Below are 21,269 nucleotides of genomic sequence, written 5' to 3'. Positions count from 1 at the left end.
AGTTGCGATACAGTTCATCAATCAGTCGGTCAAGCTGTACTGGTCAAACTTCCGCTACAGTCGGTTTTCTCGCTTGGAGCTCAGCATCATGGAATGGTTGGATTGGCAGCCCGTGCGCGGTTCGGACGTGACACTTAGCGATCAACTGGTCGCCTGGGTGCAGCAGGCCCTGCATTTGCGGTATCGGGGCGGCAGTCGCTTACCCTCTGTGCGCCGGTTGGCGCAGTCTGCCGGGGTCAGTACGCATACTGTTGTGGCCGCGTACGACAAGTTGATGGCCTTGGGCTTGGTGGAGTCCCGGCCCGGTTCCGGTTTCTTTGTGCGGGTGCGCAGCCCTCGACGCCTGCGTTCCGAATCCCTGCATGTAGAAAAGAATGAGCCGCGCAAAATAGATGTGAACTGGATGTTGAACAGTTTCATGGGGCATAGCGACAGCGCGGGCATTCCCAGTCAGTGGCTGGATAACGAGATGATTCTGGCGGCCTTGCGGCAGGTCAGCCGTAGCGCCGGCTCCAACTTGCTGGGCTATGGGCATTCGCATGGCTACCGGCCCTTGCGTCAGCACATTGCGGGACAGCTGGAAGATAGCGGCATACAGGCAGATCCTGATACGCAGCTTTTATTGTGCAGTGGTGTTACGCAGGCGCTGGATTTGCTTCTGCGCCATTGGTTACGGCCTGGTGATGCGGTTGTTGTGGAAGATCCGGCCTGGTATCTCTTGTTTGCTCGCCTGGCGGTGGTGGATGTGCGAGTGCTGAGTGTGCCACGCCGCGCAGATGGTCCGAACCTGGCGGTACTGGAGCAGCTGGCGCGCGAGCATCGTCCACGTCTGGTTATTTTGAATACCGTGGTGCATAACCCCACCGGCTTTAGTTTGAGTCCGGCGGTGGCGCACAGCATTTTGACTTTAGCCCAGACCTGGGACTTTCACATTATTGAAGACGATACCTATAGCGAGCTGCACGCCAATCCTGCCTGCCGTCTAGCGCAATTGGATCAACTGAACCGGGTGACATTGGTGGGGGGCTATTCCAAAGTCATGGCAGCTGGTTTGCGGGTGGCGTATATGGCAGCAGCTCCCGAACTCCTGCAGTCTTTGGTGAATCTGAAAATGCTGGCAGGGCTGACGTCACCGGAGCTGGGTGAGCGGGTCATTCACCGGGTGCTGGTAGATGGACCCTATCGCAAACACCTGGAGCGGTTGCGCCGTCACGCCAACGCCGACAGGCATAAAACCCTGGAGCAATTGGCGCATGTAGGCCTGGCGCCGGACGCACCACCCCAGGCGGGCATGTTTGTCTGGGTGGATACGGGTGTGGATACGGAAAGTCTGGTGCGTGCTTTGGGGCGACCAGGGCATTTATTGGTGCCGGGGGCCTTGTTTTCCCCGCAACAGCAACCATCTACATATATGCGTATTAATGTTTCTTTAGGCGACGATGCGCAGTTTTGGCAGGATTTTGCCCGTTGTTTGTTCAACGCCAAGCAGTCCTCCAGCCCCGTGCCCAGCGAAGTAGCCTTATAGCTTGAACGCTGATAGTTGCACTGTCATCCAGCTCTGTTAGCATAAGTCTGTGCGACGCATAGAAAGAAGTTTTTATGCGACGCGCGATAGCTAATAGCAATGAACGTTATTGCATTAATCAATTTTACTAATCGGCAGTGGCTTCCTATAATGGCTTTACTGTCAATGATTAATCACTCACCGGAGCAAATATGTCTTTGATCAACACCGTCATCAAACCTTTTAAAGCACAAGCTTTTCACAACGGCAAATTTATCGAAGTCAGCAACGAAACCGTTGCCGGTAAGTGGGCTGTTTTCGTTTTCTACCCAGCCGACTTCACGTTTGTTTGCCCAACCGAACTGGAAGACCTGGCTGACCACTACGCCGAATTCCAGAAAATGGGCGTAGAAATTTACTCGGTGTCCACCGACACTCACTTTGCTCACAAAGCATGGCACGACACTTCGGAAGCCATCAGCAAAGTTAACTACCCAATGATCGGTGACCCAACTCATCAGCTGTCGCGCAACTTTGACGTGCTGATCGAAGAGGAAGGTATCGCTCTGCGCGGTACGTTCGTGGTGAACCCAGAAGGCGAAATCAAGGTCCTGGAAATCCACGACAACGGTATCGGCCGTGTGGCTTCCGAACTGCTGCGCAAAGTTAAAGCTGCTCAGTACATCGCCGCTCACCCCGGTGAAGTTTGCCCAGCTAAATGGGAAGAAGGCGCCAAGACGCTGACTCCTTCCCTGGATCTGGTTGGCAAGATCTAAGACCTTTTAAACACGGGTCTTTAGCGGTGGTCGGCGCGCTGCGCCGCCACCCCGGTGCCTGACCGGTTCAGGCACCTCAAGTTGTTTCGTTCAGTACAGGATAAAGGGCGTTTCACATGTTAGATGCAAACATCAAAACTCAATTGAAGGCATACCTCGAGAAGATCACGCAACCGATCGAGATCGTTGCGACGCTGGATACTGGCGCCAAGTCCGTCGAGCTGCGCGAACTGTTGCAAGAAATTGATGGTCTGTCCGACAAGACCAGCTATCGCGAAGATGCGGATGCGCAAGAGCGCAAGCCTTCCTTCCAAATTAATCGTCCCGGTACCGACATTAGCGTGAGCTTTGCGGGTATCCCGATGGGACACGAATTTACCTCTTTGATCCTGGCCCTGCTGCAAGTGGGTGGCCATGAGATCAAGCTGGATGCCGCTGTGATTGAGCAGATCCGTAATCTGCCCGGCGACTTTGTTTTTGAAACGTATTTCTCGCTGTCGTGCCAGAACTGTCCTGACGTGGTGCAGGCCTTGAACGCCATGTCCGTGATCAACCCACGTATCAAGCACGTGGCGATTGACGGTGCCCTGTTCCAGGACGAGGTTCAGCAGCGCAACATCATGTCGGTTCCGGCCGTGTTCTTGAATGGCGAAATGTTCCATCAAGGCCGTGCCAGTGCTGAAGAGTTGCTGGCCAAACTGGATACGGGCGATAACTCGGCTCGTGCCGAAGCCTTGAATGCCAAGGACGAGTTTGATGTGCTGATTGTGGGTGGTGGTCCTGCAGGTGCTGCCGCTGCTGTGTACGCCGCTCGCAAGGGTATTCGTACGGGTGTATTGGCCGAGCGTTTTGGTGGTCAGGTTCTGGACACCATGTCGATCGAGAACTACATCTCGGTAGTTGAGACCAATGGTCCTGCGTTTGCAACGGCGCTGGAGCAGCACGTCAAAGCCTACGATGTGGACATTATGAATCTGCATCGTGCCCAAGGCATTCGCCGTGAAGGCAAGCAGGTCATTGTGGATGTGGATGGCGGTGCTCAGCTCAAGGCCAAGTCCGTGATTCTGGCTACTGGTGCCCGCTGGCGCGAACTGAATGTGCCTGGTGAGCAGGATTACCGTAACCGTGGTGTGGCGTACTGCCCGCACTGTGATGGTCCTTTGTTTAAGGGCAAGGATGTGGCGGTGGTTGGCGGTGGTAACTCCGGCGTTGAGGCGGCAATTGACCTGGCTGGTTTGGTCAAGCATGTTACCTTGATCGAGTTCGGTGATGCCTTGCGTGCTGACCAGGTCTTGCAGACCAAGCTGCGCAGCTTGCCTAACGTGACGATCATCATGCAGGCTCAGACCACTGAAGTTCTGGGTGATGGCACCAAGGTGGTGGGTCTGAATTACCTGGACCGTGCTACTCAGGAAGCCAAGAGCCTGAAGCTGGATGGTGTGTTCGTTCAGATTGGTTTGGTGCCCAACACGGAATGGTTGAAGGGCAGCGATGTGGGGCTGTCGCGTCATGGCGAGATCGAGGTTGATGCTCGCGGTGCGACTTCGCTGGCTGGTGTGTTTGCCGCTGGTGACGTAACGACCGTTCCTTTCAAGCAGATCGTGATTGCTGCTGGTGAAGGTGCCAAGGCTGCGTTGAGCGCTTTTGATTACCTGATCCGTAGTTCGGCTGAAGTTGAAGAGCCGGTTGCAGAGAAAGCGACTGCTTAATTATTTCTGATTGTTGGACCTGGCTGTTCAAGAGGGCCACCCTGTTTGGGGTGGCTCTTTTTTTTGTCTGTGGGTGGGGCAATAAGTAGTTGTTGTGTATCAGGAGTGCTTCAGCATAGATCCCGTTCTTTGAGAGAAGTCGTCTCAGGAAAGACGCCGCTCAAGCCGGCTGCCCCTGCCTCGGGGCTTGACTACTTGCCGGTGCTGCGCACCGGTGCCCTTGTCTGTTCTGGAATCCGAGCGCCCTGTGAACTCGCGGCGTACTTGGTCCCCCGGACCAAGTACAAGCGTCCCGCTCAAACAGCACAGGGCTTGCATCCCGGATTCCAGAACAGCCCGCGGCAAGCAGTCTGAATCGCCCCGAGGCAGGGGCAGCCGGCTTGAGCGGCTCGATGCATGAGATGGCGCGATTTTTCAGTCGTTTCATGTACGAGAAATTGGCAGGGATGTGGAACAAAAGAGGTGTTTGATTTCCTACGTTCCATGTGGAGACAACTGGCGGTTTGTGATGTGTTCTGAGCAGATGGTCATGAGCCTGCCAACTAGCTGTTGATGGACGCTAAATTGGCGGGGTTTCTTGTTTTCTGTTGGTCTACCTACCTACCTACCTGTCTGCTTGTCTATCTGTCCATTTATTTCTTCGTGTTTACTTGTCAGTCGATCTGCTTGTCTGGCAACTAAGCACCTACCCGCCCACATGTTTTTTGATGCAGTGGCCAATCATGATCATCTTGCTCTAATTTGAATGTGCTGATGCTGATTTGTGATTCAGCTCTACATGTAAATACTTCCTCACTGCATACACCGTCTCAGGCTTAGAAGTTGGCTTGATGCTTGCTGACGCTTTAAACCACTGCTGCGGCCTGCGGGGGCGCGGGGCGATTCAGACTACTTGCCGCGGGCAGAAAGACAGGACGGGATGCAAGCAGTCTGCTGTTTGAGCGCGACGCTTATAGCTCGTCCGGGGGACGAGCTATCGCGCGAGTTCAGAATGCGCCCGTCCTGTCTTTATGACAAGGGTACCGACGCGCAGCGTCGGCAAGTGGTCAAGCCCGGCGCCCCCGCAGGCCGCAGTAGTGGTGCTTTACAGAGATTGCCTATTCATTAATCCAGGCTCTTCCAAACCGAAACGACATCACATAAGAAAGACATGCTCCTGCATGTACATGGCAATTCAATGCGATTGGGCCGGCCTTGGCCTAGTGTCGAGTACACGATGAGCATTCAAGGGCTAATAAATAGTCCTGCTATAAATCCCCTTCAAGCTCCGGCCAGTTCCCACCCAATACATCCGTACAAACCTGCAGCCATGCTCTGGCCGCCTGCGACAGATACCGCCCATTCCACAGTAGCGCCACTTCCCAGTTCAAGGCCGGTTCCACCACTTCTTTGGCAACCCAATCCCCCGGTTCCAGCCGAGAAAGAAACGGCTGGGGCAACAAAGCGACTCCCATTCCCGCCTGTGCCATGGAAGCCACCCAATCCCATTGATTGCTTTGCGCCGCAATATTCGCCCGCAAGCCCGCATGGGCGAACGCACGCCGCAACATACGGGTCAGGGCATAGTCTTCGCCCAGAAATATCAAAGGATGTTTCTCCAACTCCCGTAGCTTGATCTTCTTTTGCGCACCGGTCAGCGTATCTTTATGGCCAATCGCCCAAACCGCATGCTTGGCCACGGGGGTAGCCGATACATTCAGCTCCGGCCCCAAAGGCAGAATACTCAGCCCCATTTCAACCGTGCCCGCCGCAACCATACGCTCAATCCCCATGCCGGTTTCTTCATGCAGAATCAGCTCGATCTGCGGATGCCGGTTTTTGAAAGTCTTGAGCACTTCCGTAAACAGCACATTAATCATGGGCGGAATACCCAGATCCAGGCGGCCGCGTTGCAATGCCTGAACTTCGTGAACCTCTCGCAGCAAGCCCTGCATGCTCTGCAGAACTTCCTGTCCCCGCTCCAGCACCACCTTGCCACAATCAGTCAGCTGTAATTGACGGTGATCGCGAATCAGCAGGGGCTCACCCAGCTCATCTTCCAGCTGCTTCACCATCTTGCTGATGGTCGATTGCGTCACGTTCAGGCTCTGCGCAGCTTGCGTAAAGCTTTGATGTTTAACGGTTTCAATGAAGTATCGCAAGGATCGGATGTCCATGATTGGCAGGCCTTTTGTTTATGACTTTTACGACTTCCTGGGAGTTATTTTATTCATTATGGCGATGCTATGCTGGCTTTGTTCAAAAAACATAAACGCCTGTTGTCAGGGCGATTTCGGCTTTTTATCTCCGGCTTGTACAGCCCCTATGTTTAAAGCGTGATGTCGTTCTGTTGCGTGAAGATTTCGCCTGGCGCTTTCGGCCCTGGCTCCTTCCGAAAGCAACAACAGGTAGATCAATGACACAGAGACAGGAGCACACGATGTTCAAGGATCGCATTCGTTCCCCCGAATTGGAAGGCAAAGTCATGACCGCTCAGGAGGCAGTCGCCTTCTTCAAAGACGGGATGAATGTCGGGATGAGCGGTTTTACCCGTGCAGGGGACTGTAAGGTCATGCCTCGTGCCTTGGCCGAGCGCGCCCAGACCGAGCAATTAAAACTGAATGTGGTTACCGGCGCTTCGCTGGGTAATGATAGCGACGGCATGATGGCTGAGGCCGGTGTGCTGGCCCGCCGCTCGCCGTTTCAAGTGGACTCGGTGCTGCGCCGTCATATTAATGAAGGCAAGGTCCTGTTTACCGATCAGCACTTGTCCCTGACGGTGGAGCACATGCGTTCGGGCAACCTGCCTGCCATTGACATCGCTGTCATTGAAGCGGTTGCCATTACAGAAACCGGCGCAATTGTGCCGACGACCTCGGTAGGAAACTCGGCCAGCTTTGCCCAGCAAGCCAAACAAATCATTGTTGAGCTGAACCTGAGCATGCCAGTGGAAATGGAAGGCTTGCACGATATCTATGTGCCCGAGGCCCGCCCCAACCGTCAGCCTATTGAACTGACGGATGTGGACCAGCGTATTGGTACCACCGCCATTCAGGTGGATCCTTCCCGCATCGTGGGTATTGTGGTGACCGACGCTTTGGACAGCCCCTCCAGCGTGCTGCCACCTGATGAAGAAACCCAGGCAATTGCCGGTCACATTATTGAATTCCTGAAAGGCGAAGTAGACGCTGGCCGTATGAGCCACTCCCTGCTGCCCTTGCAGGTGGGAATCGGTACGATTGCCAATGCCGTGACTTACGGCTTGCTGGATTCTCCCTTCACCGACCTGAGGATGTACTCGGAAGTCTTGCAGGACAGCGCAATTGCCATGTTGGACTCCGGCCAGTTGAGCTTTGCCTCGGCTTCGTCCTTGACTCTGTCTGCTCCCAAGATGGCGCAGTTCCTGGAAGGCCTGGAAAACTACCGCGACAAGCTGGTGCTGCGTCCACAGGAAATCAGTAATCACCCAGAATTGGTGCGTCGCTTGGGCATTATTGCGATCAACACCGCCCTGGAATTTGATATCTATGGCAACGTGAACTCCACGCACGTCTGTGGCACCCACATGATGAATGGCATTGGCGGTTCCGGCGACTTCGCCCGTAATGCGCACCTGTCCATTTTTGTCAGCAAGTCCGTCGCCAAGGACGGCGCCATCTCCAGTGTGGTGCCTATGGTGTCGCACGTAGACCACTGCGAGCATGATGTGGCCGTGCTGGTCTCCGAATGGGGCCTGGCTGATTTGCGCGGTTTGGCTCCTCGTGAACGTGCCCGCGTCATCATCGAAAAATGTGCCCACCCCGACTACCGTCCTGCTTTGCTGGACTATCTTGAGCGCGCCAGCAAACGTGGTGGCCACACGCCCCACATCCTGGAAGAGGCCTTGTCCTGGCACGTTCGTTTCCAGCAAGCAGGCACCATGAAACAGGAGCAATTCCAGACCCAGGAACTTGCGACTGCGTAGTCCATCAGGTCTGGTAATGCGTAGCCGAGTCAGTCCGGCAGCGCAGACCTTACAAATTGACCTGATCGCCCCTGGCATTCCACCCGTGCCAGGGGCATTTTTTTAGCGCTAAAATTGCGGATTCTGCTGCGTTTAGCGAGGCCAGCGTGTTCGAACAAATCGGTATTGTCAATTTCTGGGCCTTTGTGGTGGGTACGGTGTTTATCGTGCTTTTGCCCGGACCCAATTCTTTATACGTCCTGGCCAGTGGCGCCGGACATGGCGTGCGCGAAGGCTATAAAGCAGCCTTGGGCGTGGTCGTGGGCGACGGCATTTTGATGACGCTGACGGCCCTGGGCGCTGCCTCGCTGCTCAAGACGCTGCCCATGTTGTATATGGGCATACGCTGGCTGGGTGCGGCCTATTTGCTGTATTTGGGTGTGCGGCTTTTACAGTCGGCCTTCAGGCAAGGTGGCCCGGTTCAGTCTGTGGACACGCGTTTGCGTCACGAAACCCGCTTTCGCAAGGCCTTGCTCCTGAGTTTGTTGAACCCCAAGGCCATCTTGTTCTTCCTGTCCTTCTTCGTGCAATTTGTGGACCCGTCCAAAGGTCACACGGGCCTGGCCTTTATGTTGCTGGGCCTGGTGGTGGAACTGATCAGCATTTGTTATTTGTCTTTGCTGATTTTTGGCGGAGATCGCCTGGCAGGAATTTTCCGACGCCATCAGCGTCTGTCCCGGATGGGCAATGGCTCGGTGGGGCTGCTGTTCATGGGCTTTGCCGCCCGTATGATCAGCGACTAAGCCAGTTGCTTCAGAGCGCAGCAGTTCTGACAGCACTTATTTATCAGTTTTAAGGAAAACACCATGAGTAGCAAAATCCGTGTCGGTATTGCAGGTTACGGCAATTTAGGGCGAGGCGTAGAGCTGGCCCTGGCACAAAACCCGGACATGGAGCTGGTCAGCGTTTTTACTCGTCGTGACCCTGCTTCCCTGCGTCTGCAAAGTGCAGGCGTGCCCGTGCGCGCCCTGGACCAGATCGAACAGTACCGCAATGATATTGACGTGCTGATTCTCTGTGGTGGCTCTAAAAATGACCTGCCCGAACAAGGCCCGGCCTTGGCCCGCTGGTTCACGACGGTAGACAGCTTTGATACCCACGCCCGTATCCCTGAGTACTACGAAGCCGTGGATGCCGCCGCCAAAGGCGCAGGCACGACCGCCTTGATCGCGGTGGGTTGGGATCCAGGCCTGTTTTCGCTGAATCGCTTGTATGGCGAGTGTGTCTTGCCTGTTGGCCAAACGTACACCTTCTGGGGCAAAGGCTTGAGTCAAGGTCACTCCGATGCCATCCGCCGTGTGGCCGGTGTAGCCGGTGGTGTGCAATACACCTTGCCTATCGAAGCAGCGGTACAGCGTGTGCGCAACGGGGAGCAGCCCGAGCTGAGCACCCGTGAAAAACACAAGCGTCAGTGCTTTGTGGTCCTGGAAGAGGGCGCCAGCGCCGACGCCGTACGTGAAGCCATTGTGACCATGCCCGATTACTTCGCGGACTACGACACGGAAGTTAATTTTATTGACGCTGAAACCCTGGCACGCGATCACGCGGCAATGCCTCACGGTGGTTTTGTGATTCGTAGCGGTCAGTCCGGCGCGGGTTCGCAACAAGTGGTGGAATACGCCTTGAACCTGGGCAGCAACCCGGAATTTACCTCCAGTGTGCTGGTTGCCTACGCGCGTGCGGCCTACCGCATGAACCAGCAAGGTCAAACCGGTGCCCAGTCCGTGCTGGACGTGGCCCCTGGCCTGTTGTCGCCTAAATCGCCTGCGCAATTACGCAAAGAATTGCTGTAAATCCTGGTTTCAGGCTGCGGCCCGGCTCAGCTTGCCTGAGTCGGGCCGCAGGTCTTGCTGGTTTGCGCACAAATGATTCAGTGGGTCAATAAAGGGTAAAATAGCGCCCATTCCTCACTACATTGAGTGTTCTCATGCGCTTATTGATCGCACTGCTTCTGCCCTGGTTGGTCTTTTTCACGATCGGTCGACCTGTAGCGGGCATTATTTGCCTGATTCTGCAGTTGACCGTCATTGGATGGATACCGGCCGCTATTTGGGCGGTATATTCTCTTAGCCAATACAAAACTGACAAGAAAATTGAACAAGCCCTGGGCAAGCGTTAAGCCCTAGGTTTTCCTTCCTTTTTGCACGTCTGAGCAGGCCATGATGCGCTTGCTCGGGCGTTTTATACTTTTTTGCTGATACAGCCATGACCCTATCGTCTCCCGTGGGCCATTCTTCTGAGTCCGGTGAGCAAACGGTATCCGTAGACCCCAAGGCTGTGCCACGCCTGGAACTTCGCAATATCACCAAGGCCTATCCGGCGGTGGTAGCCAACGACAATATTTCCCTCTCTATCCTGCCGGGGCAGATTCATGCCGTGCTGGGGGAGAATGGCGCGGGTAAATCCACCTTGATGAAGATCATCTACGGTGTGGTCAAACCCGACCAGGGCCAGATTCTGTGGGACGGCCAGCCCGTCCAGATCAGTAGTCCGGCGGCGGCCCGACAGTTGGGCATCGGTATGGTGTTCCAGCATTTTTCCTTGTTTGACACCCTGACTGTCACGGAAAACATTGCATTGGGCTTGCCTGCTTCGACCAATATGCAGGAGCTGGCTGGTCGAATTAGTGAAACGGCCAGTCAATATGGTCTGGATCTGGACCCCCAACGTCATATCCATACTTTGTCCGTGGGCGAGTGCCAGCGGGTTGAAATTGTGCGTGCCTTGCTGGGCAAGCCAAAGCTGCTGATTCTGGATGAGCCAACCTCGGTATTGACCCCGCAGGCAGTACGCCGCTTGTTTGGCACTTTGCGTCAACTGGCTGCTGAGGGTTGCAGCATTGTCTATATCAGCCACAAGCTCGATGAAATCCGTGAGCTGTGCAATGCCTGTACGGTCATGCGTATGGGCAAGGTCACCGGCTATTGCGACCCTCGCGAAGAAACCACGGCCAGCCTGTCGCGCCTGATGATTGGTGCCGAGCCTCAGTCTCTGGGTGAACGCAGCATGCAACAAGGCGGGACGCTCTTGCAGGTGCGTAATCTGCAGTTAAGCAAATCCCATCCTTTTGCCTGTGAATTGCAGGATGTCAGTTTTGATCTGCACCAGGGCGAAATTCTGGGGGTGGCGGGTATTTCCGGTAATGGTCAGCAGGAGTTGCTGGCTGCCTTGTCAGGTGAAGATACCCGCGCACGGGCAGACATGATTTTGCTGGATGGTCAGGCGATTGCCCAACGCGATGCGGCTTGGCGACGAGATCAGGGCATGGGCTTCGTACCTGAAGAACGCTTGGGACGCGGTGCTGTGCCGGAATTGTCATTGGCTCAGAACCTGCTGCTGTCTCATCAGAACCCGGAAACGGTGAAGCGCGGTTTTCTGCGTTTTCCCAGCATTCGCCGTCTGGCAGGCGGGATTATCAAGCGTTTCCGCGTCAAGACTTCCAACGAGCAGGCCGCTGCCAACAGCCTGTCAGGCGGGAACCTGCAAAAGTACATTATTGGCCGTGAAGTCACCCGTCAGCCGCGCATTCTGGTCATTGCCCAGCCCACCTGGGGTGTGGACGTAGGGGCTGCCGCCCAGATCCACGCCGAGCTGCTGGCCCTGCGCGATGCGGGCTGTGCCTTGCTGGTCATCTCTGAAGAGCTGGATGAATTGTTTGCGATTGCCGATCGCCTGATTGTTATCTCCAAAGGTCGTATGTCTCCCTCTATTCCCGTGGCGCAAGCCAGTGTTGATCAGATTGGGCAATGGATGAGCGGTTTGTGGGAGGAGGGTGAACATGCTCAGGCTTGAGACTCGTGCCACGCCCTCTACCTTGATGGCCTGGTGCTCCCCTTTGCTGGCTGTCTTGCTGACCATGGTGGTCGCCGGAACCTTGTTCTGGTCGCTGGGCAAGAATCCTCTGGCGGGCTTGAACGTATTTTTTCTGGAGCCTTTGCGTGACCTGAATGGTTGGGCTGAGGTGGGCGTCAAACTGGTGCCCTTGCTGCTGATCTCGGTCGGTCTGGCCATCTGTTTCAGAGCCAATATTTTCAATATCGGGGCGGAAGGGCAGTTGGTGATGGGCGCCTTGGCAGCCGGGGCCTTTATTCTGCAAGTGGACGATGGCGATAACGGTGGTTTTTTCCTGATTACCGTGGCTTTGGCCTGCGGCATGCTGGGCGGCATGGCCTGGGCTGCTATCGTGGCTTTCCTGAAAGATCGCTTCAATGCCAACGAGATTCTGGTTTCCCTGATGCTGGTCTATGTGGCTCAGCACTTGCTCAGCTATCTGGTGCACGGTGCCTTGCGCGATCCCGATGGTTTTGGTTTCCCGCAGTCCAGCCTGTTCTCGGACGGCTTTTTGTTGCCCGCGGTCTTGTCCGGCACGCGCTTGCATAGCGGTATTGTGCTGGCAGTGATTGCGTCGGTGGCGGCCTGGCTTTTCCTGACACGCAGCATGGCCGGTTTCCGCTTGCGCGTGGGGGGTATGGCCCCATTGGCTGCTCGTTACGCCGGTTTTTCCTCCCGTAAAGCCTTGTGGAGTTCCTTGCTGATTTCGGGGGCCTTGGCCGGTCTGGCTGGTGCAGCGGAAGTCATGGGCCCGGTTGGGCAACTGACCCCTTCGATATCTCCCGGCTATGGTTTTGCGGCCATTATTGTGGCCTTTGTGGGGCGACTGCACCCGCTGGGACTGATTTTTTCCTCTTTTGTGATGTCCTTGCTCTATATCGGTGGGGAATTGGCCCAAAGTCGTTTGGGTTTGCCCAATGCGATTACCGGCATTTTCCAGGGCATCCTCTTGTTTTCCTTGTTGGCTTGTGACGTGCTCATCACCAAGCGTTTGGTCTGGAGAAAGTAATGGACGCGATTGCACCTTTGCTCGCCGCAACCATCAACGCAGGCACCCCTTTGCTCCTGGCAGCCTTGGGTTTGCTGATTAATGAAAAGTCGGGCGTCATCAATCTGGGCTCGGAAGGCATGATGCTGATGGCGGCCATTGTGGGCTTTGCGGTGGCCGTGCAAACCGGCAGCCCTGCTTTGGGCTTTGTGCTGGGCGCGGTGGTTGGCATGGTCATGGCAGCCGCCTTTGCCTGGCTGACCGTCTGGCTGGGCGCGAATCAGGTGGCTTGTGGTTTGGCCCTGTCCTTATTCGGGGTAGGGGCCTCGGCCTATATTGGCTTGCCCTTTACTGGCAACTCCCTGGTCGTGACCAAGCTGTCCATTCCCGTGCTGAAAGATATTCCCCTGATCGGTCCTGCTTTTTTCCAGCAGCATTACATGGTCTATGTGTCCTGGGTGCTGTGTATTGCCGTGGCCTGGTTCCTGACTCGTACCCGCTCCGGTCTGGTGCTGCGCGCGGTGGGTGAATCGCCTGCCTCGGCGCACTCGCTGGGCTACAACGTGCGCTACATTCGCCTGGGTGCCTTGATGTTTGGTGGTGCCTGCTGCGGTCTGGCCGGTGCCTTCATCTGTCTGGTTTACACGCCCATGTGGGTCGAGAATATGGTTGCCGGGCGCGGCTGGATTGCGTTGGCGCTGACGACGTTTGCAACCTGGCGTCCCTGGCGCGTCATGCTGGGCGCTTACTTGTTTGGTGGGGTCACGATCCTGACCTATCATGCGCAGGCTCTGGGTGTTCCGGTAGCCTCGCAATTGCTGGCCATGATGCCGTATCTGGCCACGATTATTGTGCTGGTTTTAATTTCCCGAAACGCTAACTGGATCAGGTTGAATATGCCTGCATCGCTTGGCAAAAACTTCAATCCCAACAACTAGAGGACTGACATGACTGGAAACTTTATGCGCAAGGCTCTTTTGGCCGCTGCCATCGCTTCCCCCCTGGCCGCCTTGCCTGTGTCCGCTCAGGCAAACGATCAAGAACCCCTGAAAATCGGTTTTGTGTATGTCAGCCCCATCGGTGAAGCCGGTTGGACCTGGCAGCAAGACATTGGCCGTCGTGAAATGGAAGAGGCCCTGAAAGGCCGCGTGGTCACTCAGTACGTGGAAAACGTGCCTGAAGGTGCTGACGCAGAGCGCGTCATTCGCGATCTGGCCCAGCAAGGCAACAAGCTGATCTTCACCACCTCGTTTGGTTACATGAACCAGACGCAGAAAGTGGCCAAGCAGTTTCCGGACGTGAAGTTCGTGCACTCCACCGGCTACAAGACGGCTCCTAACGTGGCCACCACCAACGCCCGTTTCTACGAGTCCCGTTACCTGGCTGGCGTATTGGCCGGCAAGATGACCAAGTCCAATGTGGTCGGTTACGTGGGTGCTCACCCCATTCCTGAAGTGCTGCAAGGCATCAACGCCTTTGCCATCGGCTTGAAGAGCGTGAACCCCGAAGCCCAAGTGCGCGTGGTTTGGGCCAATAGCTGGTACGACCCAGGTAAAGAGCGTGACGCAGCGGTCACGCTGCTGGGTCAGGGCGCGGACGTGGTGACTCACCACACCGACTCCACCGCCACCGTGCAAGCGGCTGAAGAAGCTGGCAAGTACGCGATTGCCTACCACTCCGACATGAGCAAGTTCGGTCCTAAAGCCCAACTGGCTGCCGTGACCCACCACTGGGGTGATTACTTCACTCGCAAAGCCACTGAAGTTCTGGATGGCAAATGGCAGAACGACAGCACCTGGGGTGGCCTGAAGTCCGGTATGGCTGCTTTGGAAGGCTTCGGTCCTGAAGTGCCTGCTGACGTGAAAGAGTTCGTTCTGGCCAAACAGGCCGAGATCGTGGCTGGCACACTGCAACCTTTTGCCGCTCCTATCAAGGACAACGATGGCAAGGTGCGTCTGGAGTCCGGTTTCCTGGATGACGATGCCTTGAACCGCATGGATTACTACGTGGAAGGCGTGGCCAGCAAACTGCCCAAGCAATAAGCTGCCCTGCAGTCTGTAGATAAACAAAAGCCCCTTGTCGGAAAGTCCGACAAGGGGCTTTGTTGTAGGTGGCGTGTGTAGCTTTTCACGCTGTAGCTTGGGTAAAGTCTGAGCTTGTTCGGTGTTTGCTTCGGGTCTGGTTTGTCATCCGTTCAGGAAGACAAGGCTGACGCACAGAGCTGCAATACAGAGTCGCCATGCAAAATTGATCTATGGAACCGACCTCAGAACTATGCTGCCTGTGCAGGCCGCTTGCGGCCCAAGCGTGTCGATGCCCGCATCCAGCGCAGCGTCATCAGCACGGCAACTACAGACAAACCTGTCACCAGCCCGATCCAGATTCCCATCCCGCCCATATTGAACTGGAAGGCCAGCAAAGAGCCCGTAGGAACGCCCAGCACCCAATACCCTAGCAAGGCCAGCAGCATGGGTATGCGCGTGTCATGCAGGCCGCGTAGCATCCCTGCAGCCACGGCCTGGGCACCATCACTGATCTGAAACAGCGCCGCCAGCGCCAGGAAGGTAATGGCCAACTGAATAACGGCCTGGTTTTCGGCGACATCCAGATCCAGAAACAGGCCAATCAGGGTCAAGGGGGCGAACCAGAATACCAGAGCCGCCAGCCCCATGAAGCCCACCCCCAGAATGTAGGAAATCCAGCCGGCACGGCGGGCACCCAAAGGATCGACCCGGCCTGCAGCCAGCCCCACACGGATGGTGGCAACCTGACTGAAGCCCAAAGGAATCATGTAGGACACCGAGCAGATCTGCATGGCAATCGCGTGTGCGGCCAGATCAGATTGCCCCAGTACGCCCATCATCATGACGGCGGCGTAAAACACCAAGGTTTCCAGGGTGAAGGTAATCGCAATGGGGATGCCCAGCGCCCACATTTTCCACAGACGCTTCACACTCCACTGCCAGGCATCGTTGAACAGGTAGTAGCGTCGGAAGCGCGGATCCCGCAGTACCACCCAGCTCAAACCTGCGAACATGAAGAAGCTGGACAAGGTAGTGGCCAGACCTGCGCCTGCCAGTCCCATGGCGGGCATGCCCAGATTGCCAAAGACCAGGAGCCAGCCCAGCACGGCATTGATACTGATCGCGATGACGGCCACCGCCAAAGTCCATCCCGGCTTTTCCATGGCGGCCAAGAAGGAGCGCAGCACGATGTAACCCAGATAGGGCAGCAAAGCCCATTGCAGGGTGTGCATATAGGTGACCGAGCGCGCCGCGACAACGGGGTCCTGGCCCATCATCAGCAAGATATGCTCGGCATTCCACAACACAATCCAGGCAGGCAGGGTAATCAGTAAGGCCGTCAGAAAGCCGTGACGGATGATTTGCTGGGATTCGCGTACATTGCGCAGTCGTCGGCCCAGCGTTGTGGCCAGCATGGGAACGACAGCGGACACCAGCCCCATGCTGAAAATCATGAAGGCCTGATACAGACTGGCGGACAGTGAACCGGCAGCCAGCTCATCAGGACCCAGTCGGCCCATGTAAATCAGGTTGGTTGCCAACAGGCTGACTTGAGCCAGGTTGGTCAGAATCAGGGGGCCGCCCAATCGCAGGGAGGATTGCAGCTCCGCCAACCAGAGCTGGCTCGGGCTGGTAGTTTGAGACTTTGCAAACATGGTTTATTTGGCGCGAGGCAGGGACCAGGTGCTGACAACTTGTGCGACAGCCGGGCCACCGTTGGCCGGTTCCAGCAGCACATCGCCCGCGCAGGTACGGCCGGTCTTGTGAATCCGGGCATGAGCCAGAATATCGCCGGGAGGGGCCTTGCGCAGGAAATTGATGGTCAGGCTGGAGGTGACAGCATCGGGGTTGCCCGTGGCTCCGACTACAGCGGCATACAAGGCCAGATCAGCCAGCCCCATCAGCATGGGGCCTGCCACCATGCCGCCCATGCGCTGGTGGGCATTGCGCTCGGGCAAGCGCAAACAGGCGTTGTCGTGGCCTATGTGGACAACATCAATACCCAAAACGGCGGCAAAGGGATGCAGACGCTCCAGAAGATCACGAAACTGAACAATATCGATTTTAGGCTCGGGTGCAGAGTGTGTGCTGGTCATGACGTCGTCACTGAAAAGAAGGCCGTTGTAAGAAGGGCATACTGGCTGGTACTGTATCAGATCGTCCCGCGTATCGGGGTAGTTCGGCGCCCGGCTGTTCAGGGCTGGACCCATTCCAATCGATCAACAAGAAGCGAGGAGCATCATGAAACGCAGCGCAATTGTGTTTGCCTTGAGTTTGCTGGCATCAACCGGCACCGTGATGGCACAGGGGCATGGAGGCCATGGTCGTGGCACGCCCGAACCGGTACGCGCCTTGAGCACGCAGGTCCATGCCAGCCAATGCTGGGTGCGCATGATGCCCGAGCCCACACCTTCCGCCGCCTATCTGGAACTGGAGAACAAGGGTGAGCAGTCCGTAGCCGTGACAGGAGCCAGCTCATTGTCCTTTGGGCATGTGATGTTGCATCAAACTAGCGAGAGCGAGGGGATGGCGCGCATGTCGCATGTCTCCGAGGTGGAGATCCCGGCAGGGGGAGTATTGAGCCTCAAGCCGGGGGCTTTCCACGTGATGCTGGGTCAGGCCAAAGAAGACTTGGCCCTGGGGGAGCGCATCATCTTGAGCATTCATCTGTCGGACGATACTCAGGTCCAGGCCGAGTGCGAGTTGCGACCTGCCAAGACACAGGCTTATTAAACGTAATTAGCGTTTGGATAGAGACCGGGAGCTGGCCGCTGCATGCGGTCAGTTTTGCATTGGGCTTCAGGCTTGCAGCGCGTCCAGCACCGCCTGGTTGAACGCCTTGGGATTGGCCAGATTCATACCGTGGGCAGCCAGCGGGATGCGGTGCATCTGATCCTCGCGTCGGTGCTGACGAATGATGTCCATGCAGTGGTGATAGCGTGTGGGGCTGTTTTCACCCGTGATGAAGCTTAAGGGTGCCTTCATCTGCTTGAGCCACTCCAGGTCCGGACCTTGATTGGGCTCTTGCTGCTGATCCAACATGGTGTGGGCGTTGTCCTGAATCATCTCGCGGAACCAGCGTGTCATTTGCTTCCACGTCCCCGAGCCATTGACCGTATCTACGAACAGAGCCATGGCACCATCGCGGTCACCCTGTTCCAGGCGTTCGGCCACTTGCTGGAACAAGGGGGCATAGGAGTAGGCACCGGGAGTCGGAAAGCCGGGATCTGCCAGAGTCAGGCTGGCCACCTGCTCGGGCATTCTTTGAGCCAGTAGCAGGGCAACATGACCACCGCGAGAGTGCCCCACGATATGCACTTTCTCATCAGGAATATGCTGATCCAGCAAGGCCTGCAAGTCCTGGGCGTGTTGCGCCGTATTGAAGTGGCCGGGGCTGGGTGCTCCGGGCCAGTAGGAGCGCAGGCTGGGAGCCAGAACCCGATACTGGGTAGCAAAGGCGGGGATCTGCCAGCGCCAGTAGCGCCAGTCGCACAGGGAACCGTGGATCAGCAAAACGGGTGCGCCTTGTCCCTGATCCACAAAGGTGTGGCGATAGCCTTGCGCGGTCAGTTCAAGTGTGGAGAAGTCGGCAAAAGGGTTTGTCATGGCAAGCAGTAGAGGTCAGGCAAGGATGGGCCACCTGAAAAAAACAGACCGGGTCTGAACCCGGTCCTTGTGGCATTGCGCGCTGGGTGATTATTCCAGCAATTTCAAGCGGCTGCGCGCGGTCTCGGCTGCCTCGGATTGTGGGTAGTCCTTGACGATACGCTGCAAGGTGGTTTTGGCACCGCTCAGATCGTTCAGTTCGATCTGGCTGGAGGCTGTCACCATCAGGGCATCAGCCGCGCGTGGGCTTTGTGGGGAGGCCTTCACAAAAGCCTGGAGTTTCTGAATGGAGGTCTTGAAGCTTTTGATCGCGTACAGGCTGCTGCCTTCGTAAAAGCGCACTTCGTCAGCCAGAACGCTGGACGGGTAGGCGGCCAGAAAACCGGCAAAGGCATCGGCGGCGGGCTTGTATTGGCCAGCGCGGTAAGCGTCCATGGCACTATCAAAGACGGCTTGTTCTTGTGGGTCAGCGGCATGAGGGCTTTGCTGGCCGGGAGCCGGGCTATTGGCCTGGCCTTGGCCGCTGGCTTGCCAGCTCAGTTTCTCTACCTGGCCGCGCAGCGACACCACCTCGGAGCGCAGGGTATCAATTTGATCAGCCAATTGCAGGCGAGCCTGGGTGTTTTGCTCGTTCATCTGACGAATTTGCTGCCGCAGCTCCAAAATGGCGCGTCGGGCCTCGTCATCGGCAAAGGCCTTGGCCGGCAGGCTGGCGAACAGGGCGGCCGTAGCGAACAGGGTAACGGTCGCGAGACGAAAAGGCTTTTTATAAGCGTGCATAGTGAAGTCCGTTAAAAAATGTGCATCCGCAATGCGCAGGCTCCTCACCTGCCGGTTTCCCCTCTGTTGGGGGCTGTGATCTGGGGGCTTTTTGCCGGCCTGGCGAGCCCGCTGTCCAGCATAACGAATTTTCAGTGGATCGGGCACAGCGCCGATAAAAAACGCCGCGGCGTTAACAACCGCCACGGCGTCGGAACCACTTGGTCGATGCAGAAATTATCGTTGGTAAACGATGTCTGCGCGACGGTTTTCAGCGTAATCAGCTTCGGTGTTACCCAATGCTTTTGGACGCTCTTTACCAAAGCTCACAGCTTCGATCTGGCTGTTGCTTACGCCCAGCAGACCCAGCATGCGTGCCACGGCGTCGGAACGACGCTGACCCAGAGCCAGGTTGTACTCGGCACCACCACGCTCGTCGGTATTACCTTCGATGCGTACGGTTTGCTGAGGATGGCTGCTCAGGTAAGAAGCGTGCATTTCTACCAGGCCACGGTACTGGTCGTTAACCACGTAGCTGTCGTAGTCAAAGAACACCGAGCGTTGTTGTGCCAGTGGGCTTTGAGGGTTGAAGGGGTCCATGATCTGGCCTGCGCTGGCAGAGTCCGATCCTGTACCGCCGGTTGAACCGGAGCCAGATTGATCCAGAGGAACCGAGCTGCAAGCAGCAAGGGCGGCAGCCATAACGGCGAGGGTAAGACTTTTAAGAATGCGCGAGCTCATTTGAATTCCTTTTGAAAAAGAGTCACACAGGATGTCAGTTGGTAAATGGTCCCCAGGTGGGTTCGCGTACTTTGCCATTCAAAGACGAGAGGGTCTGACGAACGCGACCATCCACGGATGTCACAGCTAGGACACTGCGGCCCCCCTGAACAGAACTATATAAGATCTGCATCCCATTAGGGGCGAAACTCGGAGACTGATCGTCGGGACCTGTCGTCAGCAGTTGCTCAGCTCCTGATGCCATATCTTGAGTGGCAATTCGGAAAGCACCGTTTCTGCGTGTGACGTATACAAGCCTAGTACCGTCTGCAGAGACCTCCGGTGAAATATTGTAACTCCCGTTGAAGGTAATGCGCTGTGCATCGTCACCACCCAGACTTACTTTGTAAATATTGGGAGCACCACCACGATCGCTCACAAATACAAGGGAGTTGCCATCGGGCGTAAAACTTGGTTCAGTATCGATCAAGGGAGAACGCATCACGCGGCGCAATCCGGAGCCGTCCGTATTTAGCGTGTAAATCTGCGAAATACCGTCTCTGGAGAGCACAACAGCGACCTGATTGCCGTTAGGAGCCCATGCGGGACTACTGTTATTACCCTTGAAATTAGCTAACGGTTCGCGGTGACCGGTGGCCAAAGTTTGCACATATACAACAGGTTTGTCGTTTTCGAAGCTCACATAAGCCAGTTTTTTACCGTCAGGAGACCAGGCTGGGGAGATGATTGAGTGTCGAGAACGCAACATTACTTGCGGATTTTGCCCATCCGCGTCAGCAATTTGTAACTCGTAATTGTTGCCTGTTTGCAACACGTAGGCCAGTCGAGTCGAAAAAACACCGCGCACGCCGGTAATTTTTTCATAAATCCGGTCTGCAATCTGGTGAGAAATACGGCGCAGTTCTTTTTCACTGCCCGCAAAAGCCACCCCATCCAGTTGTGTTTGACGGACCGAATCCACCAGGCGATAGCTGATGGAATATTGGCCACCGGTCTGGGCAACTGAACCATAAGCCAGGTAATCGGCACCGCGATTGCGCCATTCGTCGTAGGCAATCGTGCTTTCTGCATTCAGTCCAGCACCGGTGGCATTGATCAATTGGAATTGACCCGAACGGGTCAGGTCGGCACGGATAACTTCAGCTAGCGATTGGCTGGCTGGGTTGTCAGCAAAATCGGCGATCGCGATGGGGTACTGGGTAGCACCCACACCCGATATATCGACCCGCAGTTGGGCCTGGGCCGGTTGGCTGGCGAACATGCCAGCGGCCAGGGCAAACGCTCCAGTGGCCGTGGCGCGCCAATGACGACCTAAGGTCGCCAGGGCTGGGGTAGCGGCGGTCATTATG

Annotated in this window: 19 protein-coding genes; 12 read left to right on the top strand and 7 right to left on the bottom strand. The window is 56.2% G+C overall.

Annotated elements, in window-relative coordinates:
• Positions 1-88 precede the first annotated feature (88 nt).
• The 3 genes from NBV64_RS14805 (at position 89) to ahpF (ending at position 3,989) form a co-directional block, all read left to right on the top strand.
• On the top strand, positions 89-1,525 hold the full coding sequence (locus NBV64_RS14805) for an aminotransferase-like domain-containing protein (protein ID WP_250756033.1): 1,437 nt from the start codon (positions 89-91) through the stop codon (positions 1,523-1,525).
• 191 nt (positions 1,526-1,716) lie between these two features.
• The gene (gene ahpC / locus NBV64_RS14800; protein ID WP_009454841.1) at positions 1,717-2,280 is read left to right on the top strand and encodes an alkyl hydroperoxide reductase subunit C; all 564 of its coding nucleotides are present in this window, start codon (positions 1,717-1,719) and stop codon (positions 2,278-2,280) included.
• A gap of 116 nt (positions 2,281-2,396) precedes the next feature.
• Positions 2,397-3,989: an alkyl hydroperoxide reductase subunit F gene (ahpF, locus tag NBV64_RS14795; protein WP_250756032.1), complete on the top strand. Its 1,593-nt coding sequence runs from the start codon at positions 2,397-2,399 to the stop codon at positions 3,987-3,989.
• Positions 3,990-5,236: 1,247 nt separating this feature from the next.
• Here ahpF and NBV64_RS14790 read toward each other — a convergent pair.
• Positions 5,237-6,145: a LysR family transcriptional regulator gene (locus NBV64_RS14790; protein WP_009454845.1), complete on the bottom strand. Its 909-nt coding sequence runs from the start codon at positions 6,143-6,145 to the stop codon at positions 5,237-5,239.
• Between the two features lie 263 nt (positions 6,146-6,408).
• Here NBV64_RS14790 and scpC point away from each other — a divergent pair, with 263 nt between their 5' ends.
• The 8 genes from scpC (at position 6,409) to NBV64_RS14750 (ending at position 14,832) form a co-directional block, all read left to right on the top strand.
• Positions 6,409-7,932: a succinyl-CoA:acetate CoA-transferase ScpC gene (gene scpC, locus NBV64_RS14785; protein ID WP_009454847.1), complete on the top strand. Its 1,524-nt coding sequence runs from the start codon at positions 6,409-6,411 to the stop codon at positions 7,930-7,932.
• Positions 7,933-8,078: 146 nt separating this feature from the next.
• Entirely contained in the window at positions 8,079-8,714 is a 636-nt protein-coding gene (leuE, locus tag NBV64_RS14780; protein WP_026485490.1) for a leucine efflux protein LeuE, read from the top strand.
• A 63-nt stretch (positions 8,715-8,777) separates the two neighbouring features.
• Positions 8,778-9,764, top strand: a complete 987-nt coding sequence (locus tag NBV64_RS14775) for a diaminopimelate dehydrogenase (protein ID WP_250756031.1) — start codon at positions 8,778-8,780, stop codon at positions 9,762-9,764.
• Between the two features lie 134 nt (positions 9,765-9,898).
• Positions 9,899-10,090, top strand: a complete 192-nt coding sequence (locus tag NBV64_RS14770; protein WP_009454854.1) for a YqaE/Pmp3 family membrane protein — start codon at positions 9,899-9,901, stop codon at positions 10,088-10,090.
• Between the two features lie 86 nt (positions 10,091-10,176).
• Complete coding sequence (locus NBV64_RS14765; RefSeq protein WP_080748106.1) at positions 10,177-11,763, top strand: ABC transporter ATP-binding protein; 1,587 nt, start codon at positions 10,177-10,179, stop codon at positions 11,761-11,763.
• Complete coding sequence (locus NBV64_RS14760; protein WP_250756030.1) at positions 11,750-12,811, top strand: ABC transporter permease; 1,062 nt, start codon at positions 11,750-11,752, stop codon at positions 12,809-12,811. Before NBV64_RS14765 ends, NBV64_RS14760 begins: the two co-directional genes overlap by 14 nt.
• Complete coding sequence (locus NBV64_RS14755) at positions 12,811-13,728, top strand: ABC transporter permease (protein ID WP_009454860.1); 918 nt, start codon at positions 12,811-12,813, stop codon at positions 13,726-13,728. The genes NBV64_RS14760 and NBV64_RS14755 overlap by 1 nt, the downstream gene beginning before the upstream one ends.
• A gap of 24 nt (positions 13,729-13,752) precedes the next feature.
• Positions 13,753-14,832: a BMP family ABC transporter substrate-binding protein gene (locus NBV64_RS14750; protein WP_009454862.1), complete on the top strand. Its 1,080-nt coding sequence runs from the start codon at positions 13,753-13,755 to the stop codon at positions 14,830-14,832.
• 230 nt (positions 14,833-15,062) lie between these two features.
• On the opposite strand, the gene NBV64_RS14745 is transcribed toward NBV64_RS14750, so the two are convergent.
• Positions 15,063-16,469 (bottom strand): MATE family efflux transporter, encoded by a 1,407-nt coding sequence (locus tag NBV64_RS14745; protein WP_250756029.1) that lies wholly within the window; start codon positions 16,467-16,469, stop codon positions 15,063-15,065.
• A gap of 3 nt (positions 16,470-16,472) precedes the next feature.
• Positions 16,473-16,910, bottom strand: a complete 438-nt coding sequence (locus tag NBV64_RS14740; protein ID WP_250756028.1) for a PaaI family thioesterase — start codon at positions 16,908-16,910, stop codon at positions 16,473-16,475.
• Positions 16,911-17,055: 145 nt separating this feature from the next.
• Between NBV64_RS14740 and NBV64_RS14735 the strand changes: the two genes are divergently transcribed.
• Positions 17,056-17,547 (top strand): copper chaperone PCu(A)C, encoded by a 492-nt coding sequence (locus tag NBV64_RS14735; protein ID WP_250756027.1) that lies wholly within the window; start codon positions 17,056-17,058, stop codon positions 17,545-17,547.
• A 66-nt stretch (positions 17,548-17,613) separates the two neighbouring features.
• Here NBV64_RS14735 and NBV64_RS14730 read toward each other — a convergent pair whose 3' ends face one another.
• The 4 genes from NBV64_RS14730 to tolB form a co-directional block, all read right to left on the bottom strand.
• Positions 17,614-18,420 carry an alpha/beta fold hydrolase gene (locus tag NBV64_RS14730; RefSeq protein WP_250756026.1) on the bottom strand — a complete coding sequence of 269 codons (807 nt, stop codon included), beginning with the start codon at positions 18,418-18,420 and terminating at the stop codon, positions 17,614-17,616.
• Between the two features lie 90 nt (positions 18,421-18,510).
• Complete coding sequence (gene ybgF, locus NBV64_RS14725; protein WP_250756025.1) at positions 18,511-19,200, bottom strand: tol-pal system protein YbgF; 690 nt, start codon at positions 19,198-19,200, stop codon at positions 18,511-18,513.
• 216 nt (positions 19,201-19,416) lie between these two features.
• Positions 19,417-19,920, bottom strand: a complete 504-nt coding sequence (gene pal / locus NBV64_RS14720) for a peptidoglycan-associated lipoprotein Pal (protein ID WP_009454878.1) — start codon at positions 19,918-19,920, stop codon at positions 19,417-19,419.
• Between the two features lie 34 nt (positions 19,921-19,954).
• Positions 19,955-21,265, bottom strand: a complete 1,311-nt coding sequence (tolB, locus tag NBV64_RS14715; RefSeq protein WP_026485498.1) for a Tol-Pal system beta propeller repeat protein TolB — start codon at positions 21,263-21,265, stop codon at positions 19,955-19,957.
• Positions 21,266-21,269 lie beyond the last annotated feature (4 nt).

This window comes from Alcaligenes sp. DN25 (assembly GCF_023674485.1).
GTDB lineage: Bacteria > Pseudomonadota > Gammaproteobacteria > Burkholderiales > Burkholderiaceae_B > Alcaligenes > Alcaligenes phenolicus.
Note: the sequence above shows the minus strand (reverse complement) of the source record. Positions and strands in the feature narration are given on the sequence as shown.

Coding starts and splice junctions, on each gene's coding strand:
- NBV64_RS14805 (WP_250756033.1), top strand. CDS start 89: ATGGAATGGTTGGATTGGCAGCCCGTGCGCGGTTCGGACGTGACACTT.
- ahpC (WP_009454841.1), top strand. CDS start 1,717: ATGTCTTTGATCAACACCGTCATCAAACCTTTTAAAGCACAAGCTTTT.
- ahpF (WP_250756032.1), top strand. CDS start 2,397: ATGTTAGATGCAAACATCAAAACTCAATTGAAGGCATACCTCGAGAAG.
- NBV64_RS14790 (WP_009454845.1), bottom strand. CDS start 6,145: ATGGACATCCGATCCTTGCGATACTTCATTGAAACCGTTAAACATCAA.
- scpC (WP_009454847.1), top strand. CDS start 6,409: ATGTTCAAGGATCGCATTCGTTCCCCCGAATTGGAAGGCAAAGTCATG.
- NBV64_RS14775 (WP_250756031.1), top strand. CDS start 8,778: ATGAGTAGCAAAATCCGTGTCGGTATTGCAGGTTACGGCAATTTAGGG.
- NBV64_RS14770 (WP_009454854.1), top strand. CDS start 9,899: ATGCGCTTATTGATCGCACTGCTTCTGCCCTGGTTGGTCTTTTTCACG.
- NBV64_RS14765 (WP_080748106.1), top strand. CDS start 10,177: ATGACCCTATCGTCTCCCGTGGGCCATTCTTCTGAGTCCGGTGAGCAA.
- NBV64_RS14760 (WP_250756030.1), top strand. CDS start 11,750: ATGCTCAGGCTTGAGACTCGTGCCACGCCCTCTACCTTGATGGCCTGG.
- NBV64_RS14755 (WP_009454860.1), top strand. CDS start 12,811: ATGGACGCGATTGCACCTTTGCTCGCCGCAACCATCAACGCAGGCACC.
- NBV64_RS14750 (WP_009454862.1), top strand. CDS start 13,753: ATGCGCAAGGCTCTTTTGGCCGCTGCCATCGCTTCCCCCCTGGCCGCC.
- NBV64_RS14745 (WP_250756029.1), bottom strand. CDS start 16,469: ATGTTTGCAAAGTCTCAAACTACCAGCCCGAGCCAGCTCTGGTTGGCG.
- NBV64_RS14740 (WP_250756028.1), bottom strand. CDS start 16,910: ATGACCAGCACACACTCTGCACCCGAGCCTAAAATCGATATTGTTCAG.
- NBV64_RS14735 (WP_250756027.1), top strand. CDS start 17,056: ATGAAACGCAGCGCAATTGTGTTTGCCTTGAGTTTGCTGGCATCAACC.
- NBV64_RS14730 (WP_250756026.1), bottom strand. CDS start 18,420: ATGACAAACCCTTTTGCCGACTTCTCCACACTTGAACTGACCGCGCAA.
- ybgF (WP_250756025.1), bottom strand. CDS start 19,200: ATGCACGCTTATAAAAAGCCTTTTCGTCTCGCGACCGTTACCCTGTTC.
- pal (WP_009454878.1), bottom strand. CDS start 19,920: ATGAGCTCGCGCATTCTTAAAAGTCTTACCCTCGCCGTTATGGCTGCC.
- tolB (WP_026485498.1), bottom strand. CDS start 21,265: ATGACCGCCGCTACCCCAGCCCTGGCGACCTTAGGTCGTCATTGGCGC.